The organism is Citrobacter sp. wls716 (assembly GCF_005280975.1).
Classification (GTDB): Bacteria; Pseudomonadota; Gammaproteobacteria; order Enterobacterales; family Enterobacteriaceae; genus Citrobacter; species Citrobacter youngae.
On record NZ_SZWX01000053.1, the window covers coordinates 44124 to 60619 of the forward strand.

Genomic DNA, 16496 nt, shown 5'->3' on the forward strand with positions numbered 1-16496 from the left:
CGCCATCCGGCAATATCATCGCATTGTGCCGGATGGCACTTCGCTTATCCGGCCTACAACGTGCTGTAGGCCGGATGTTGCGCTTATGCGTCCGGGAACTCGCGGATAAAGCGCTCTACATCGTCAACCATATGGTCGTTACCCACGAAGAAGGAGCGGCGTTGGTGCAGGCTTTCCGGGATGATATCCAGAATACGATTTTTACCGTCGCTCGCCTTGCCGCCGGCTTGCTCAGCCAGCAGGGCCATTGGGTTGCATTCGTACAGCAGACGCAGTTTCCCTTGCGGGTGGCTGGCGGTGCTTGGGTACAGATAGATCCCGCCTTTCAGCAGATTGCGATGGAAATCGGCAACCAGAGAGCCAATGTAGCGCGAAGTGTACGGGCGCTGGGTTGACTTATCTTCTTCCTGACAGAATTTAATGTATTTCTTCACGCCATTCGGGAATTTAATGTAGTTGCCTTCGTTAATGGAGTACGTGCTACCTTTCGCCGGGAAGCGCATACGTTCCTGGCTGAGGCAGAATACGCCCAGAGAAGGATCGTAGGTGAAGGCGTGCACGCCACAGCCGGTGGTGTACACCAGCATGGTGGAAGAACCATAAACCACGTAGCCCGCAGCAACTTGCTTGTTGCCCGGCTGCAGGAAATCCTCTTCCGTGACCGGCGTGCCGACGGGGGTTACGCGGCGATAAATAGAGAAAATCGTACCGACAGAGACGTTAACATCGATGTTGGATGAGCCATCCAGCGGATCCATTAGCACAACGTATTTTGCGTGTTCACAGCCTTCAAAGACGACAATTTCATCTTCTTCTTCTGAGGCAATTCCCGCCACGATGTCGCGTGCCTTCAGTGCAGCTTTCAGTTTTTCGTTTGCGAACAGATCGAGTTTTTGTTGCACCTCTCCCTGCACGTTCTCTGCACCGCTGGCACCCAGGATATCGACCAGACCGGCCTTATTGATATCGCGGTGGATGATCTTGGCGCCCAGCTTTATTGCCGACAACAAAGCAGTGAGTTCACCGGTAGCATGAGAAAACTCGTGCTGCTTTTCGACAATAAATTCACCTAACGTTTTCATAACACTTTCCCTGCAATTTATGTGGAGTAAAGCGACCGCAACAATATTAACAAATATTTCAGCTATCGCGCTCAGGTGAATCGCGCCAGCAAACTACGGAATATCCTGAAATGCGTTTCTCAGTTGCCAGACATGTGCGTAAAATGGCCCCCAGATTAAAAAAGGATAGTGACGTATGCGCATTCATATTTTGGGAATTTGTGGCACTTTCATGGGCGGTCTGGCGATGCTGGCACGCTCGCTCGGTCATGAAGTAACGGGTTCGGACGCCAATGTGTATCCGCCGATGAGTACCTTACTTGAGAAGCAAGGCATTGATCTGATTCAGGGTTACGATGCCAGCCAGCTCGACCCGCAGCCGGACCTGGTGATCATCGGTAATGCGATGACCCGTGGTAACCCCTGCGTGGAAGCGGTGCTGGAGAAGAACATTCCATACATGTCTGGCCCGCAATGGCTGCATGACTTTGTATTGCGCGACCGCTGGGTACTGGCGGTTGCGGGTACGCACGGCAAAACCACCACCGCCGGAATGGCGACCTGGATCCTCGAAGTCTGCGGCTATAAACCGGGCTTCGTGATCGGCGGCGTGCCGGGTAACTTTGAGGTTTCCGCGCGTCTGGGCGAAAGTGACTTCTTCGTGATTGAAGCGGATGAGTACGACTGCGCGTTCTTCGATAAGCGTTCTAAATTCGTGCATTACTGCCCGCGTACCCTGATCCTCAATAACCTTGAGTTCGATCACGCAGATATCTTTGACGATCTGAAAGCGATTCAGAAACAGTTCCACCATCTGGTGCGTATCGTGCCGGGCCAGGGACGCATCATCTACCCGGAAAACGACATCAATCTGAAACAGACGATGGCGATGGGCTGCTGGAGCGAACAGGAGCTGGTGGGCGAGCAGGGTCACTGGCAGGCGAAAAAGCTCACTACCGATGCTTCCGAGTGGGAAGTGTGGCTGGACGGTGAAAAAGTGGGTGAAGTTAAGTGGGGTCTGGTCGGCGAACACAACATGCACAATGGCCTGATGGCGATTGCGGCAGCCCGTCACGTGGGCGTCGTGCCTGCGGATGCAGCCAATGCGCTAGGCTCGTTCATTAACGCCCGTCGTCGTCTTGAACTGCGTGGTGAAGCGCACGGCGTGACGGTGTATGACGATTTTGCCCATCATCCAACCGCGATTCTGGCAACGCTTGCGGCGCTGCGCGGGAAAGTTGGCGGTACGGCACGCATTATTGCGGTGCTGGAGCCTCGCTCTAACACCATGAAAATGGGACTGTGCAAAGATGATCTGGCGCCGTCGTTAGGCCGTGCGGACGAAGTGTTCCTGCTGCAACCCCCGCATATTCCGTGGCAGGTAGCAGAAGTCGCTGAAGCCTGCGTTCAGCCGGCGCACTGGAGTGGTGATGTGGATGCCCTGGCAGATATGGTGGTGAAAACCGCGCAGCCAGGCGATCACATTCTGGTGATGAGTAACGGCGGATTTGGTGGTATTCATCAAAAACTGCTGGATGGTCTGACGAAGAAAGCTCAGGCAGAAGCGGAAGAGTAAAAAAATGCCCGGTGGCGCTACGCTTACCGGGCCTACAACGGATTGTAGGCCGGATAAGGTGGTTGCACCGCCATCCGGCACTTTCGGCAGACGAAGAGGTTAGGCTTCGTTTTCCGCCAGTTCACGCAGATACTGGAAGATCTGGCGGGAAGATTTTGGCGGCTTGTTGCCCGCTTTTTCTTTCCTGGCGTTACGCACCAGCGAACGCAGTTGCTGACGGTCGGCGTCAGGCCACAGGTTCATCACTTCTTCGATGGCTTCATCGCTACCGTCAACCATACGGTCACGCAGTTGCTCCAGCTTATGGAAGACAACGACCTGTTGGTTGTGACGGTTTTTCAGCTTGTCCAGCGCCTGACGGATAGGATCAACATCGCGCTGGCGCAACATTTTGCCAATCAGCTGCAGCTGGCGGCGGCGACCTTCCATCTTAATACGCTGGGCCAGCTCAATCGCGGCACGTAAATCCGCATCGAGCGGGATTTTATCCAGCGCGTTTTTCCCCAGTTTTACCAGTTCCACACCCAGGTGTTTTAACTCCTCGGCGTCACGTTTTATTTCACTTTTACTGACCCAGATAATTTCATCGTCTTCGTCTTCGATGTCATCACCGGGAACGTCGTCGAGCCAGTCTTCGGGCTGCTTAGTCATGTCAGGCTCCTTAAAAAAAGAGGCTAATGTTACCAGTTAAGATGCGCACTGAAAAACGGTTCTCTGTTAGACTTCAGAGAAACTCTCTCTACATTATGGCATTTGCGATGAAAGTAATCTCACAAGTTGAAGCGCAGCGTAAGATTCTGGAAGAAGCAGTCTCGACGGCACTGGAATTAGCGTCAGGTAAGTCGGATGGCGCGGAAGTCGCTGTAAGCAAGACCACGGGTATTAGCGTCAGCACCCGTTATGGTGAAGTGGAGAACGTCGAATTCAATAGCGATGGTGCACTGGGGATTACGGTTTACCACCAGAACCGTAAGGGCAGCGCATCGTCCACCGATTTAAGCCCGCAGGCGATTGCACGCACCGTGCAGGCTGCGCTGGACATTGCACGTTACACTTCGCCGGATCCGTGCGCAGGCGTGGCAGATAAAGAACTGCTGGCCTTTGAGGCGCCCGATCTGGACCTGTTCCACCCGGCGGAAGTTTCCCCTGATGAAGCCATCGAACTGGCTGCTCGTGCTGAACAGGCGGCGCTGCAGGCTGATAAGCGTATCACCAATACCGAAGGCGGCAGCTTTAACAGCCACTATGGCATCAAAGTGTTTGGTAACAGCCACGGCATGCTGCAGGGCTACTGCTCCACGCGTCATTCCCTTTCCAGCTGTGTGATCGCGGAAGAAAATGGCGATATGGAACGCGATTACGCCTACACCATTGGCCGGGCGATGGGCGATTTGCAAACGCCGGAGTGGGTAGGGGCTGACTGTGCTCGCCGCACCTTATCTCGTTTGTCGCCGCGTAAGCTGTCCACCATGAAAGCACCGGTGATTTTCGCCAACGAAGTGGCGACCGGACTGTTCGGACACCTGGTCGGCGCGATTGCCGGCGGTTCGGTGTACCGCAAATCTACCTTCCTGCTGGATTCACTGGGCAAACAAATTCTGCCGGAATGGCTGACCATTGAAGAGCATCCGCACCTGCTGAAAGGGCTGGCGTCGTCGCCGTTCGACAGCGAAGGCGTACGGACCGAACGCCGTGACATCATTAAAGACGGCGTGCTGACTCAATGGCTGTTGACCAACTACTCTGCGCGTAAGCTGGGGCTGAAGAGCACCGGGCATGCGGGCGGGATCCACAACTGGCGAATTCCGGGACAGGGTCTAAGCTTCGAGCAGTTGCTCAAGGAGATGGGCACAGGCCTTGTGGTTACCGAGCTGATGGGCCAGGGCGTAAGCGGCATTACCGGCGATTACTCGCGCGGCGCGGCGGGTTTCTGGGTCGAAAACGGCGAAATTCAGTATCCGGTGAGTGAAATTACCATCGCCGGGAACTTAAAAGAGATGTGGCGCAATATTGTGACCGTGGGGAACGATATTGAAACGCGCAGTAATATCCAATGTGGTTCGGTATTGTTACCGGAGATGAAAATCGCCGGGCAGTGATACTCGTTAAGGCGTTAATTTTTAATAATAAAAAAGGAAGTGAGCAATGCGTAAACACCTGTTAGCGATCGTCGCGGCTTCAACGCTGGTTCTTGGTTCTTCTGCGTTTGCAGCCGATCTTGAAGACGACATGGGGATCCTCAACGACAACCTGAAGATCGTTGAAAAAACGGATAATGCGACTGAACTGAAAGATGCGTTAACCAAAATGCGTGCAGCCGCGCTGGATGCTCAAAAGGCCACGCCGCCGAAGCTGGAAAACAAATCCCCGGACAGCCCGGAGATGAAGGATTTCCGCCACGGTTTTGACACGCTGATCGGCCAAATTGATGGTGCGCTTAAGCTGGCGAACGAAGGTAAAGTCAAAGAGGCGAAAGCCGTTGCGGAAGAGCTGAAAACCACGCGCAACGAAAACCACAAGAAGTTCCGCTAATCTGCGCTATCCGGCCTGCATACCCGTAGGCCGGATAAAATCCCCCGCTACTGCACGCCCCATAAGTAAACGCTATCCCCATCACATTTTTTCATTTTTATCGCCCATTCATTGTTCGCATTTCCTGCCATTTTGCGGCTCACTCTTGCGATCTCAATCACATTCTTCCAGTGATAAATTGCGAATCCCGCTTTTTTTGCGGCACAGATCACTATCGCTGACCCCCTTTCCACTTCGAAGTGGAAAACAACTCGCTACAAACTTTTAACCCCCACCGCTAATTTACCCTCAGAGCCATTAGTGGGGTAAGACGAGTGAATAACGGAGCTGTAATGAATGACATGGGGGAATCGGTGGAACTGGCCGACCGCATGCTGGCGCAGGTATATGCCTTGCTGCGTGAACGCCACATTATTCCCAACGCCGTACAGGAACAGATGCTGACGTCGCATGTTCGCGCCATGGCGCACCGCTCGATAACGGGTGAACCCTTACCAGAAGTCGATGCCAGCTTATTTGATGAAATTTCTGCCGAATCAATGGCGCTTGCCCGCGACGTGGTCGCTGAGTTTGGCAATCTTCCCGAGGAAGAGGCCTGGCTGCTGTCGGTGCACTTCGAAGTCGCGAAAGACAACCTTTAAGGAGCAAAAGATGGAACAGATTACCGTAGTGATTGGCGATCGTCTGGGTAAAGGCCAGAAAGTGGCGGCAGGCGTTGAGAAAGCGGGTGGCCGTGCGGTTGTGGTACCGGGCGTGGCGGCTGACATGAAGCTGGGTGACGTAATGAAAGCGGAAAACGCCACCTTTGGTATCTCGTTTTGCGGCAGTGGCGGGGCAGGGGCGATTACCGCACAGACCAAATACGGCTACAAGGCGAAATATGGCATGCGCTCGGTTGATGAAGGCGTAACGGCCATCAACGAAGGTTGCAACGTGCTGGGATTCGGTTTTATGGATAAAGAAGAGCTCGGTGAACGCCTGGTGCAGGCCTGGCAAAAGAAACACGGCGCTTAAGTATGAAAGAGCAATTCACCACCACGGTGAGAGTCACTGGCAAGGGCGAGGCCAAAGCGCGCGCCTTTGCCGATGCCCTGAACCACGTTCAGGCTGCGGTGATGAAAGCGTCGCCGCATATCTTACTGCGTATTGAGCCACAGGATGTGCAGGTTGTTCAAGCGCGTGAAACGGTGCGCAAAGAGGCGTTTTTATTCCTCTTTCTGCGCCGGGAAAGACGCACCTTCAGCGTGGAGCTGGATGTGACCGTCAACGTGACTGCCATCAATCTCGACAAGGTGGATTTCGTTACGCAACGCTGATTCTTTATTAAAAGGCATAAATATGTTCCTGATAATATTAATAAAATCGCTCATCATTGGTGGCCTGGTTGGCGTCGGTGTCGGCGCTGGGGCTGCACGCATGTTTCATGCGCCTACCACTCAAGGGATGGGCGCGTTTCGTACTCTGGGAGAACTGAATTCCTGCGAAGGGGATCCGGCTTCTCACTTCTCGTTCGGCCTGGGCTTCTTCTTTAACGCCTGGGCTTCTTCCGTTGCGGCGGGGGCGTTCACGCAGGATGTCGACCATCGCATCATTCCCAACTGGGGTGCCGCCGCGCTGATGGTTAAAAACCGCAACGTTGGTGAAACGCTACACGATCCCAAACGCATGGCGATTGCCTGTGGCGTTATCGGGATGATTGTCGTGACCTTCCTGAACCTCACCGCGTCATCCGTACCGGAAGCGCTGCAGGTTACCGCCGTCAAGGTGCTGGTGCCTGCGGCTAACCTGCTGGTTAATACCGTGATGCCGGTGATCTTCTGGCTGGCGGCGATCGACGCCGGTAAGAAATCCGGCTTCTGGGCCACCGTTTTTGGCGGCGCGGCGCAACTGATTATGGGCAACGCCGTTCCGGGTCTGGTCCTTGGTATTCTGATCGGCAAAGGCGTTGAAGAAAGCGGCTGGAACCACGTTACCAAAGTCATGATGGTGGCTATCGTCGCACTGTTTGTCCTGAGCGGCTTCTTCCGCGGCTTCGACATGAAGATGATCGAGTCCTTCCATCTGACCGTGCCGAACTGGTTGGAACTTATCCACAACTCGCTCAGCGGCAAATAACGGAGGTCATCATGGAACAGAATAAAGGTTTTTGGTTCGCTGACTGGTCGTTCCCGATCTTCGTTGGCCTGCTCTCCTCTGGCGTCTTTGCCGGAACGCACATGTACTACCTGTACGGTATCGGCGCATTTAACGAAGTCGCTTTTGTGGCGATGCTAAAGGCGGGAATGGACACCGGCTCTTACGGCGCGGTGGCGGCATTTGGCGCAAGTTTCCTGTTTGCCCGCATCATTGAAGGTTCGCTGGTGGGGATTTTGGATATCGGCGGGGCGATTCAGACCGGGGTTGGGTTAGGTGTTCCGGCGCTGCTGCTGGGCGCGGGCATTATCTTCCCGGTCGCCAACTTTGCCGCCTCTTTGGTCACCGGCCTGGTGATTGGCCTGGCGATTGGCTACATCATCATTCTGGCGCGTAAGTTCACCATCAACCAGAGCGATTCAACTTACGGAGCGGACGTCATGATGGGGGCCGGTAACGCCTCCGGCCGCTTCCTCGGGCCATTGATTATCCTCAGCGCGATGACGGCTTCTATTCCTATCGGAATCGGTTCTCTGGCGGGTGCGCTGCTGTTTTATCTGTGGCAAAAACCGATCACCGGCGGGGCGATCCTTGGGGCAATGATCCTGGGTTCCATCTTCCCTATTGCCATTAGCTAACTGTTGATTTGTAGGCCGGATAAGGCGGTTACGCCGCCATCCGGCAAAGGAGAGAGCGATGTTTGATTTACTCCTGCGCGGTGCGCGCCTCGTTGACGATACGGTGAGCGATATTGCGCTGAAAGACGGCAAGATCGCGGCGTTGGGCGAAGTTGATGGCCCGGCGCTGAAAACCATTGAGCTGGGCGGCGAGTGCTACGTCAGCGCAGGCTGGATTGATTCCCACGTTCACTGTTACCCGAAATCCCCGATTTATCATGACCAGCCGGACAGCGTCGGTATTGCGACTGGCGTTACCACGGTGGTGGATGCGGGCAGTACCGGGGCGGATGATATCGACGATTTTTACACCCTGACCCGAGAAGCGGCGACGGAAGTGTATGCGCTGCTGAACATCTCCCGCGTTGGGCTTATCGCCCAGAACGAGCTGGCTAACATGGCCAATATTGACGCTGATGCGGTGCGAGAGGCGGTGAAACGCCACCCTGATTTTATTGTCGGCCTGAAGGCACGCATGAGCAGCAGCGTGGTAGGTGAAAACGGCATCACGCCGCTGGATCGTGCCAAAGCGATGCAAACAGAGAACGGCGACCTGCCGCTGATGGTGCACATTGGCAACAACCCACCGAATCTCGATGAGATCGCCGAACGCCTGAGTGCGGGCGATATTATTACCCACTGCTACAACGGTAAGCCGAACCGCATTCTGACGCCGCAGGGCGAGCTGCGCGCATCTGTCACGCGGGCGCTGCAACGCGGCGTGCGTCTGGACGTTGGGCATGGCACCGCCAGCCTGAGCTTTGCGGTGGCAAAACGCGCTATCGAACTGGGTATTTTGCCGCACACCATCAGCTCCGATATTTATTGCCGCAACCGTATCAGCGGTCCGGTGTATTCCCTGGCGAATGTGATGTCGAAATTTCTCGCCATGGGGATGTCGCTCCCACAGGTCATTGAGTGCGTGACCGCCAATGCCGCTGACGGCCTGCGCCTGAAACAGAAAGGGCGACTGCAGCCTGGTCTGGATGCCGATTTAACCCTCTTTACGCTTAAGCGCCAGCCAACCGTGCTGGTAGATGCTGAAAACGACAGCCTGCAGGCTGAACAAATGCTGGTGCCGCTTGCCGCAATACGTGCGGGCAAGGGCTATATGACCGAACAAGGGAGCGCGGAACATGCCTTCGATTTTTGAGAAATACAATTTAAAACAGGTGATTAACACATCAGGCCGCATGACGGCGCTCGGCGTTTCCACGCCGCGACCAGAAGTGGTTGAAGCGGCGATGGCGGGGATGAATCAGTACTTCGAAATGAAAGATCTGGTCAATAAAACCGGCGACTACATCGCGAAATTGCTGGACGTGGAAGGGGCGACCGTCGTCTCCTGCGCATCGGCGGGAATCGCCCAGTCGGTGGCTGCGGTGCTGGTGAAAGACAGCGACTGGTTGCTGGAGAATCTGCACGTTACGCCTATCGAGAACAACGAAATCGTGCTGCCCAGAGGCCACAACGTCAACTTTGGTGCCCCGGTTGGCACCATGGTGGCGCTTGGCGGCGGCAAGCTGGTGGAAGCGGGCTATGCCAATGAATGTTCCGCGGCACAGCTGGCGGCAGCCATTACACCGCGCACGGCGGCGATTCTGTATATCAAATCTCACCACTGCGTACAGAAAAGCATGCTCAGCGTGGAGCAGGCCGCGGTGGTGGCGCGCACGCATAACCTGCCGCTGATCGTGGATGCGGCGGCGGAAGAAGATTTGCAGTGCTACTACCGCCTTGGTGCGGATCTGGTGATTTATAGCGGCGCAAAGGCGATTGAAGGGCCAACCAGTGGACTGGTGATTGGCAAAACCCAGTATGTTGAGTGGGTGAAACGCCAGACGGCGGGGATCGGCCGGGCGATGAAGGTGGGCAAAGAGGGGATTCTTGGCCTGACCTGCGCTATCGAACTGTATCTGAACGCGCAGAAAGAGAGCGGTGCGGAGATGGTCGAGAAAATGACGCCGTTCATTAATGCGCTAAATTCCTTTAATGGCGTCAGCGCCCGCGTGGTGTGGGACAGCGCAGGGCGCGACATCGCCCGTACCGAAATTAAGTTTGATGAAGCGGTAACTGGTATCGCCACGGGCGAACTGGTTGAAGCCCTGAAACACGGCGAGTACGCGATTTACTTCCGTGGGTACAAAGCCAACGAAGGCATTATCGAAGCCGATGTGCGCAGCGTGGATCGCGCGCAGCTGGAAATTGTGGCCCGTCGAATTGGTGAAGTGATTTCGCAGGAGAAAAACGCATGAAACTGACCCCTAACTTTTATCGCGACCGCGTCTGCCTGAACGTGCTGGCAGGCTCTAAAGAAAATGCGCGGGATATTTACGCGGCGGCGGAAGGACACGTGCTGGTCGGCGTGTTGTCAAAAAATTACCCGGATGTCGCAAGCGCGGTCGCGGATATGCGTGAATACGCAGCGCTTATCGACAATGCGCTCTCCGTGGGATTGGGGGCCGGCGACCCAAACCAGTCGGCGATGGTCAGTGAGATCTCTCGTCAGGTACAGCCGCAGCATGTTAATCAGGTCTTTACCGGCGTGGCGACCAGTCGGGCGCTGCTGGGCCAGCAGGAGACGGTAGTCAACGGTCTGGTCTCGCCAACGGGTACGCCGGGGATGGTGAAAATCTCCACCGGTCCGCTGAGCAGCCAGACGCCGGACGGCATTGTGCCGGTAGAAACCGCGATTGCGCTGCTCAAAGATATGGGCGGTAGCTCGATTAAATACTTCCCGATGGGCGGCCTGAAATGCCGTGACGAGTACATCGCCGTCGCGCAGGCCTGTGCCCGGCATGACTTCTGGCTGGAGCCTACCGGGGGTATCGATCTGGATAATTTTACTGAAATCCTGCAGATCGCCCTGGATGCCGGAGTGAGCAAAATCATTCCTCACATCTATAGTTCGATTATTGATAAGGTGAGTGGTAACACCCGCCCGGACGACGTGCGCCAGCTGATGGCGATGACCCGGGCTTGCATAGGCTAACTGACAGATGAGGAGACTGACGTGCGATTCCCCAACCAACGTTTAGCACAGCTGTTTGATATGTTGCAAAACGAAGCGCTTCCACAGGATGAGCTGGCGCAGCGGTTGTCGGTTTCTACACGCACCGTACGGGCGGATATCACTGCGCTAAACGCGCTGCTTACTCAGTACGGCGCGCAGTTTGTCCTCAGCCGGGGCAGCGGTTATCAGCTCAAAATTGACGACCCGGCAAGTTATCACTCTCTGCAAACGCAGCAGCCTGAAACGTTGCTGCGCATCCCGCGAACCAGCCAGGAGCGGGTACACTGGCTGGTGGTCCGTTTTCTGACGTCGGCCTTTTCGCTAAAGCTTGAAGATTTAGCTGATGAATGGTTTATCAGTCGTGCGACGCTGCAAAACGATATGGCCGAAGTCCGTGAACACTTGCAACGTTATCGTCTGACGCTGGAAACGCGTCCCCGTCACGGCATGAAATTGTTTGGCAGCGAGATGGCGATCCGCGCCTGTTTGACCGATCTGTTGTGGACGCTGGCACAGCAGGATCCGCAGCACCCGTTAGTGATGCAGGAGGCGCTGAATGCCGGGATCCCTGAGCAGCTAGAGCCTGTTTTACAGGACATTTTTGCTCGTTTTCATATTCGTTTGACCGACGAGGGCGAGCTGTTTTTACGCTTGTACTGCGCGGTGGCGGTACGGCGGATTAGTGAAGGGTATCCATTGCCGGAGTTTGCCGCTGAAGAAACTGAACAGGCGGTGTGCCTGGCCGCGCGTGAGATTGCGGCGGTTCTGCACCGGCTGGCAGACAAACCGCTTTCTGTTTTCGAAGAGAATTGGCTACAGGTGCACATCGCCGCCCGTCAGGTTCAAGAGATCGCCCCCAGCGCCATCAATGCGGATGATGACGAAGCGCTGGTTAATTACATCCTGCGTTTTATCAATACTCAATACAACTACAACCTGTTGAATGACAAACAGTTGCATGCCGATCTGCTGACGCATATTAAGACGATGATCACCCGCGTGCGTTACCAGATAATGATCCCTAATCCGTTGCTGGAAAATATTAAACAGCACTACCCGATGGCATGGGATATGACGCTGGCCGCCGTCTCGGGATGGGGGAAATATACGCCGTATACCATCAGTGAAAATGAGATTGGCTTTCTGGTCCTGCATATTGGCGTGGGGCTGGAACGTAGTTACAACATCGGTTACCAGAGACAGCCGAAAGTTCTGCTGGTATGCGATGCTGGAAATGCGATGGCGCGGATGATTGAAGCGGTGCTGGCGCGTAAGTATCCGCAGATTGAAATCGTCGATACCGTCACGTTGCGCGACTACGAACAGCGGGAAAGCATTAGCGAAGATTTTGTTATCTCTACCGCGCGGATCGGTGAAAAAGATAAGCCTGTAGCGATGATTGCGCCGTTTCCGACCGATTATCAACTCGAGCAAATTGGCAAACTGGTGCTGGTGGACAGAACCCGCCCGTGGATGCTGAACAAGTTTTTCGATGCTGCCCACTTTCGCGTGATCGACGGCACCATGGATCAGCAGACGCTGTTCAAAACGTTATGCCATCAGTTGCAGGATGAAGGCTTTGTCGACGCGGAGTTTCTTGATTCGGTGGTTGAACGTGAGGCCATCGTCAGCACTATGCTGGGTGATGGCATCGCGCTGCCGCACGCCCTCGGTCTGCTGGCAAAGAAAACGGTGGTCTACACCATCCTCGCCCCGCAGGGTATTGCATGGGGCGATGAAACGGCGCACGTGATCTTCCTGCTCGCCATTAGTAAAAGCGAGTACGAAGAAGCGATGGCGATCTACGATATTTTCGTCACCTTCCTGCGTGAACGCGCCATGACGCGGCTCTGCGCATGCCGGAATTTCACCGAGTTCAAAACCGTCGCCATGGAGTGTGTCAGTCGTTTTTGAGAGGCGTTATCCAGAATTCGATGTAATGCGTATGTAATGCTAAACTGCATTACACATTCGATTCTACTGGAGGCATAATGGCCACGCTGAACGTCCGTCTGGATGACAAACTCAAAAATGAGGCTTATGCCGTGCTGGAAAAACTGAACATTACTCCAACGGAAGCTGTGCGATTACTGTTTCAGTACGTCGCGGAAACGGGGCGCATGCCAGTGAAAACCGTCACCGTTAGCGACAGCGAAGATACACTGATTCAGACAGTCCGGGAGAGGCTGGCCAGCCCGCAAAAAGGAATCAAGGTTAGTCTGGATGACTTATGAACTGGAATTCGACCCGAGAGCCTTAAAAGAGTAGCATAAACTGGGTGATACGGTGAAGGCTCAGTTTAAGAAGAAGTTGGCCGACGTGTTGTTGAACCCCAGAATTGACTCTGCCCGTTTAAACGGTCTTCCAGATTGCTATAAAATTAAGCTTAAATCGTCCGGCTATCGTCTGGTGTACCAGGTTCGGGATGAGGTTGTGACCGTGTTTGTTGTCGCGGTCGGCAAGCGAGAACATTCGGCCGTTTATCTCGATGCAAACAAACGGCTTTAGCGATCAACGCAAATGATGTACGACCTGGTTGCTGCTGCCGCGCCAGATCAGCGCCGGGTCTTTAAGATCCTGCACGTATTTGCCATCGACCAGTACGTTGATGAGATCGACCACCTGCATTTGCGCGGCGTTGAGTTCATCGAGCTTGTAGCCGGTCCACACCCAGATATCTTTGCCGGGGCACTCAGCGCGAACGCGCTGTACCAGTTTCAGGATATCCGGCACGTTTTGCGGATGCAGCGGATCGCCGCCGGAGAGCGAGATCCCCTGACGTTTGATTCGCGTATCGTTCAGATCGGCAATGATCTTGTCTTCCATCTCTTTGGTAAATGGCTTGCCGGAATTGAGCCGCCAGGTGCTTTTGTTATAGCAACCGGGACATTCATGCACGCACCCGGACACAAACAGCGTGCAGCGGGTGCCGGGGCCGTTAACGATGTCGACGGGATAGTATTGGTGAAAGTTCATAGCTTGTAACCATGCCGGGTGGCGCTGCGCTTACCCGGCCTACAATAAGAGTGCGGTCCGTAGGCCCGGTAAGCGCAGCGCCACCGGGCATTAACGTAACAGCGGATTAACCTATCTGCCCGTTACCCAAATGCTTAACGCGGCGTTTCACTTCTTCCTGCTTACCGGCGTTAAACGGACGGGCGTCCGGGCTGCCTAAATAACCGCAGACGCGGCGGGTGACCGACACGCGCGCGGCGTCGTGGTTACCACATTTCGGGCAGGTAAAGCCTTTGCTGGTGCACTCGAACTCACCGGTAAAGCCGCACTCGTAGCATTCATCAATTGGCGTGTTGGTCCCGTAATACGGCACGTGCTGGTAGCTGTAATCCCAGACGTCTTCCAGTGCTTTCAGGTTGTGCTGAATATTCGGGTATTCGCCGTAGCAAATGAAGCCTCCGCTTGCCAGCGGCGGGTACGGCGCTTCGAAATCGATTTTGTCGTACGGGTTAACCTTTTTCTCCACGTCAAGGTGGAAGCTGTTGGTGTAGTAACCTTTGTCGGTAACGCCTGGCACCACACCAAACTCGGCGGTATCAAGACGGCAGAAACGGTCGCACAGGTTTTCGCTCGGCGTGCTGTACAGGCTGAAGCCGTAGCCGGTCTCGTCTTTCCACTGGTCGACCGCCTGACGCAGACGTTCCACAATGGCGATACCCTTGGCGCGCAGCTCCTCGCTGTCGTACAGATGTTTGTCACCAAACAGCGCGTTAATGGTTTCATGAATGCCGATGTAACCCAGAGAGATGGATGCGCGACCATTTTTAAAGATTTCAGACACATCATCGTCCGCTTTCAGACGCACGCCGCAGGCGCCTTCCATATACAGGATTGGCGCAACGCGGGCTTTCACACCTTCCAGACGCGCAATGCGGGTCATCAGCGCTTTACGCGCCAGCACCAGGCGATCGTCGAGTAGTTTCCAGAAGGTGGCTTCATCACCGTGCGCTTCCAGCGCGATACGCGGCAGGTTGAGGCTGATTACGCCGAGGTTGTTACGCCCGTCGTGAACCTGTTCGCCGTTCTCGTTTTCCCAGACACCGAGGAAACTACGGCAGCCCATCGGCGTTTTGAACGAACCGGTGACTTTCACTACCTGATCGTAGTTCAGGATGTCCGGATACATACGCTTGCTTGCGCACTCCAGCGCCAGCTGTTTGATGTCGTAGTTTGGATCGCCGAACTTGTGGTTCAGACCGTCGCGAATGGCGAACACCAGTTTCGGGAAGACGGCGGTTTTACGATTTTTACCCAGTCCCGCGATGCGGTTACGCAGAATGGATTGCTGGATCAAACGTGATTCCCAGCTGGTCCCCAGGCCAAAACCAAAGGTGACGAATGGCGTCTGACCGTTGGCGGTATGCAGGGTATTCACTTCATACTCAAGGGACTGGAATGCGTCATAGCACTCTTTCTCGGTACGAGAATGCGCATAGCCGTCGGCATCCGGGATCTGCCACTCTTCAGCGGTTTTACGGTGCTTATTAAAGCTCTCGGTGACGAACGGCGCGAGAACTTCGTCAATACGGTTAATGGTGGTGCCGCCATAAATGTGGCTGGCAACCTGCGCGATGATTTGTGCAGTGACGGCGGTCGCGGTCGAGATGGATTTTGGCGGCTCAATCTCCGCGTTACCCATCTTAAAGCCCTGCGTCAGCATGCCTTTCAGGTCGATCAGCATGCAGTTAAACATTGGGAAGAACGGAGAGTAGTCGAGATCGTGATAGTGAATATCACCACGCTCGTGCGCCTGGACGACATCACGCGGCAGCAGGTGCTGACGCGCATAGTGTTTGGCGACGATACCGGCCAGCAGGTCACGCTGGGTCGGGATCACTTTGCTGTCTTTGTTGGCGTTTTCGTTCAGCAGAGCAGAGTTGGTTTGCTCAACCAGACCACGAATTTCCTGGTTCAGACGGCCACGCTTTTCACGCTGTATATCACGGTCGTGGCGATATTCGATGTACGCACGGGCGAGTTGTTTGTACGGACCAGACATCAGCTGGTTTTCTACCGCTGTCTGGATCTCGTTGATATCGACCTGGCTGCGCTCATTCATCTGGCTACTAACGACTTCTGCGACGGTGGCACAGTAATCTGCGTCATCGACTCCCGCTGCTTTAGCTGCACGCAGAATGGCTTCTTTGATGCGCTCTGATTTAAACGGCACTTTACAGCCATCTCGTTTCATCACATGCGGTGTCATGATCACTCCATATTTATAAGAACAGGTTATCCACAGAGGTTGGGGAAGCGGCCATGGCTTTATTCATCTCTATTGCCAATGACTTCCCGCAATCCTGACCCACTTTATCCACAATTTCACCGTAAAGCGGTGCACTGTAGTTGTAGCAATTGTAGTCGATTAATACAACATATTGGGTCGGCGTGCATTTTAAGTTCTATATGTAGTGATTTGCATCAAGGATGTTTACGATTTATTTGATGTAGCGCAAAGTAAAAATCGGAGCGTACAGATGACGGGCAGT

General features: G+C 54.6%; 18 protein-coding genes. 14 read left to right on the forward strand and 4 right to left on the reverse strand.

Annotated elements, in window-relative coordinates:
* Window positions 1-83: 83 nt before the first annotated feature.
* Entirely contained in the window at window positions 84-1082 is a 999-nt protein-coding gene (gene fbp, locus FDX24_RS20190) for a class 1 fructose-bisphosphatase (protein WP_048212854.1), read from the reverse strand.
* A gap of 175 nt (window positions 1083-1257) precedes the next feature.
* Between fbp and mpl the strand changes: the two genes are divergently transcribed.
* Complete coding sequence (gene mpl, locus FDX24_RS20195; RefSeq protein ID WP_137364818.1) at window positions 1258-2637, forward strand: UDP-N-acetylmuramate:L-alanyl-gamma-D-glutamyl-meso-diaminopimelate ligase; 1380 nt, start codon at window positions 1258-1260, stop codon at window positions 2635-2637.
* Window positions 2638-2736: 99 nt separating this feature from the next.
* Here mpl and yjgA read toward each other — a convergent pair whose 3' ends face one another.
* Window positions 2737-3288 (reverse strand): ribosome biogenesis factor YjgA, encoded by a 552-nt coding sequence (gene yjgA, locus FDX24_RS20200; protein ID WP_008786039.1) that lies wholly within the window; start codon window positions 3286-3288, stop codon window positions 2737-2739.
* Window positions 3289-3383: 95 nt separating this feature from the next.
* Between yjgA and pmbA the strand changes: the two genes are divergently transcribed.
* The 13 genes from pmbA (at window position 3384) to FDX24_RS20265 (ending at window position 13500) form a co-directional block, all read left to right on the forward strand.
* Window positions 3384-4736 (forward strand): metalloprotease PmbA, encoded by a 1353-nt coding sequence (gene pmbA, locus FDX24_RS20205; RefSeq protein ID WP_101743294.1) that lies wholly within the window; start codon window positions 3384-3386, stop codon window positions 4734-4736.
* Between the two features lie 46 nt (window positions 4737-4782).
* Window positions 4783-5169: a cytochrome b562 gene (cybC, locus tag FDX24_RS20210; RefSeq protein WP_061067120.1), complete on the forward strand. Its 387-nt coding sequence runs from the start codon at window positions 4783-4785 to the stop codon at window positions 5167-5169.
* A 332-nt stretch (window positions 5170-5501) separates the two neighbouring features.
* Window positions 5502-5810 (forward strand): glycine dehydrogenase, encoded by a 309-nt coding sequence (locus FDX24_RS20215; protein ID WP_048212850.1) that lies wholly within the window; start codon window positions 5502-5504, stop codon window positions 5808-5810.
* A gap of 10 nt (window positions 5811-5820) precedes the next feature.
* Entirely contained in the window at window positions 5821-6183 is a 363-nt protein-coding gene (locus tag FDX24_RS20220) for an SFCGS family glycine-rich protein (protein WP_003830384.1), read from the forward strand.
* A 2-nt stretch (window positions 6184-6185) separates the two neighbouring features.
* Window positions 6186-6485 carry a DUF4312 family protein gene (locus FDX24_RS20225; RefSeq protein WP_038636649.1) on the forward strand — a complete coding sequence of 100 codons (300 nt, stop codon included), beginning with the start codon at window positions 6186-6188 and terminating at the stop codon, window positions 6483-6485.
* Between the two features lie 22 nt (window positions 6486-6507).
* Window positions 6508-7284: a DUF4311 domain-containing protein gene (locus FDX24_RS20230; RefSeq protein ID WP_005134210.1), complete on the forward strand. Its 777-nt coding sequence runs from the start codon at window positions 6508-6510 to the stop codon at window positions 7282-7284.
* An 11-nt stretch (window positions 7285-7295) separates the two neighbouring features.
* The gene (locus FDX24_RS20235) at window positions 7296-7940 is read left to right on the forward strand and encodes a DUF4310 family protein (RefSeq protein WP_003830379.1); all 645 of its coding nucleotides are present in this window, start codon (window positions 7296-7298) and stop codon (window positions 7938-7940) included.
* Window positions 7941-7998: 58 nt separating this feature from the next.
* On the forward strand, window positions 7999-9132 hold the full coding sequence (locus tag FDX24_RS20240; RefSeq protein ID WP_137364819.1) for an amidohydrolase/deacetylase family metallohydrolase: 1134 nt from the start codon (window positions 7999-8001) through the stop codon (window positions 9130-9132).
* Entirely contained in the window at window positions 9116-10234 is a 1119-nt protein-coding gene (locus tag FDX24_RS20245) for a DgaE family pyridoxal phosphate-dependent ammonia lyase (protein WP_137364820.1), read from the forward strand. The genes FDX24_RS20240 and FDX24_RS20245 overlap by 17 nt, the downstream gene beginning before the upstream one ends.
* Entirely contained in the window at window positions 10231-10971 is a 741-nt protein-coding gene (locus FDX24_RS20250) for a KDGP aldolase family protein (protein ID WP_048212847.1), read from the forward strand. Before FDX24_RS20245 ends, FDX24_RS20250 begins: the two co-directional genes overlap by 4 nt.
* A 21-nt stretch (window positions 10972-10992) precedes the next feature.
* The gene (locus tag FDX24_RS20255) at window positions 10993-12906 is read left to right on the forward strand and encodes a BglG family transcription antiterminator (protein ID WP_137364821.1); all 1914 of its coding nucleotides are present in this window, start codon (window positions 10993-10995) and stop codon (window positions 12904-12906) included.
* A gap of 77 nt (window positions 12907-12983) precedes the next feature.
* Window positions 12984-13226: a type II toxin-antitoxin system RelB/DinJ family antitoxin gene (locus FDX24_RS20260; protein ID WP_003839576.1), complete on the forward strand. Its 243-nt coding sequence runs from the start codon at window positions 12984-12986 to the stop codon at window positions 13224-13226.
* A 40-nt stretch (window positions 13227-13266) separates the two neighbouring features.
* The gene (locus FDX24_RS20265) at window positions 13267-13500 is read left to right on the forward strand and encodes a type II toxin-antitoxin system RelE/ParE family toxin (RefSeq protein WP_252362830.1); all 234 of its coding nucleotides are present in this window, start codon (window positions 13267-13269) and stop codon (window positions 13498-13500) included.
* Window positions 13501-13503: 3 nt separating this feature from the next.
* On the opposite strand, the gene nrdG is transcribed toward FDX24_RS20265, so the two are convergent.
* Both nrdG and nrdD read right to left on the reverse strand, forming a co-directional pair.
* The gene (nrdG, locus tag FDX24_RS20270) at window positions 13504-13968 is read right to left on the reverse strand and encodes an anaerobic ribonucleoside-triphosphate reductase-activating protein (RefSeq protein ID WP_137345722.1); all 465 of its coding nucleotides are present in this window, start codon (window positions 13966-13968) and stop codon (window positions 13504-13506) included.
* Between the two features lie 106 nt (window positions 13969-14074).
* Entirely contained in the window at window positions 14075-16213 is a 2139-nt protein-coding gene (gene nrdD, locus FDX24_RS20275; RefSeq protein ID WP_048212844.1) for an anaerobic ribonucleoside-triphosphate reductase, read from the reverse strand.
* Between the last annotated feature and the right edge of the window lie 283 nt (window positions 16214-16496).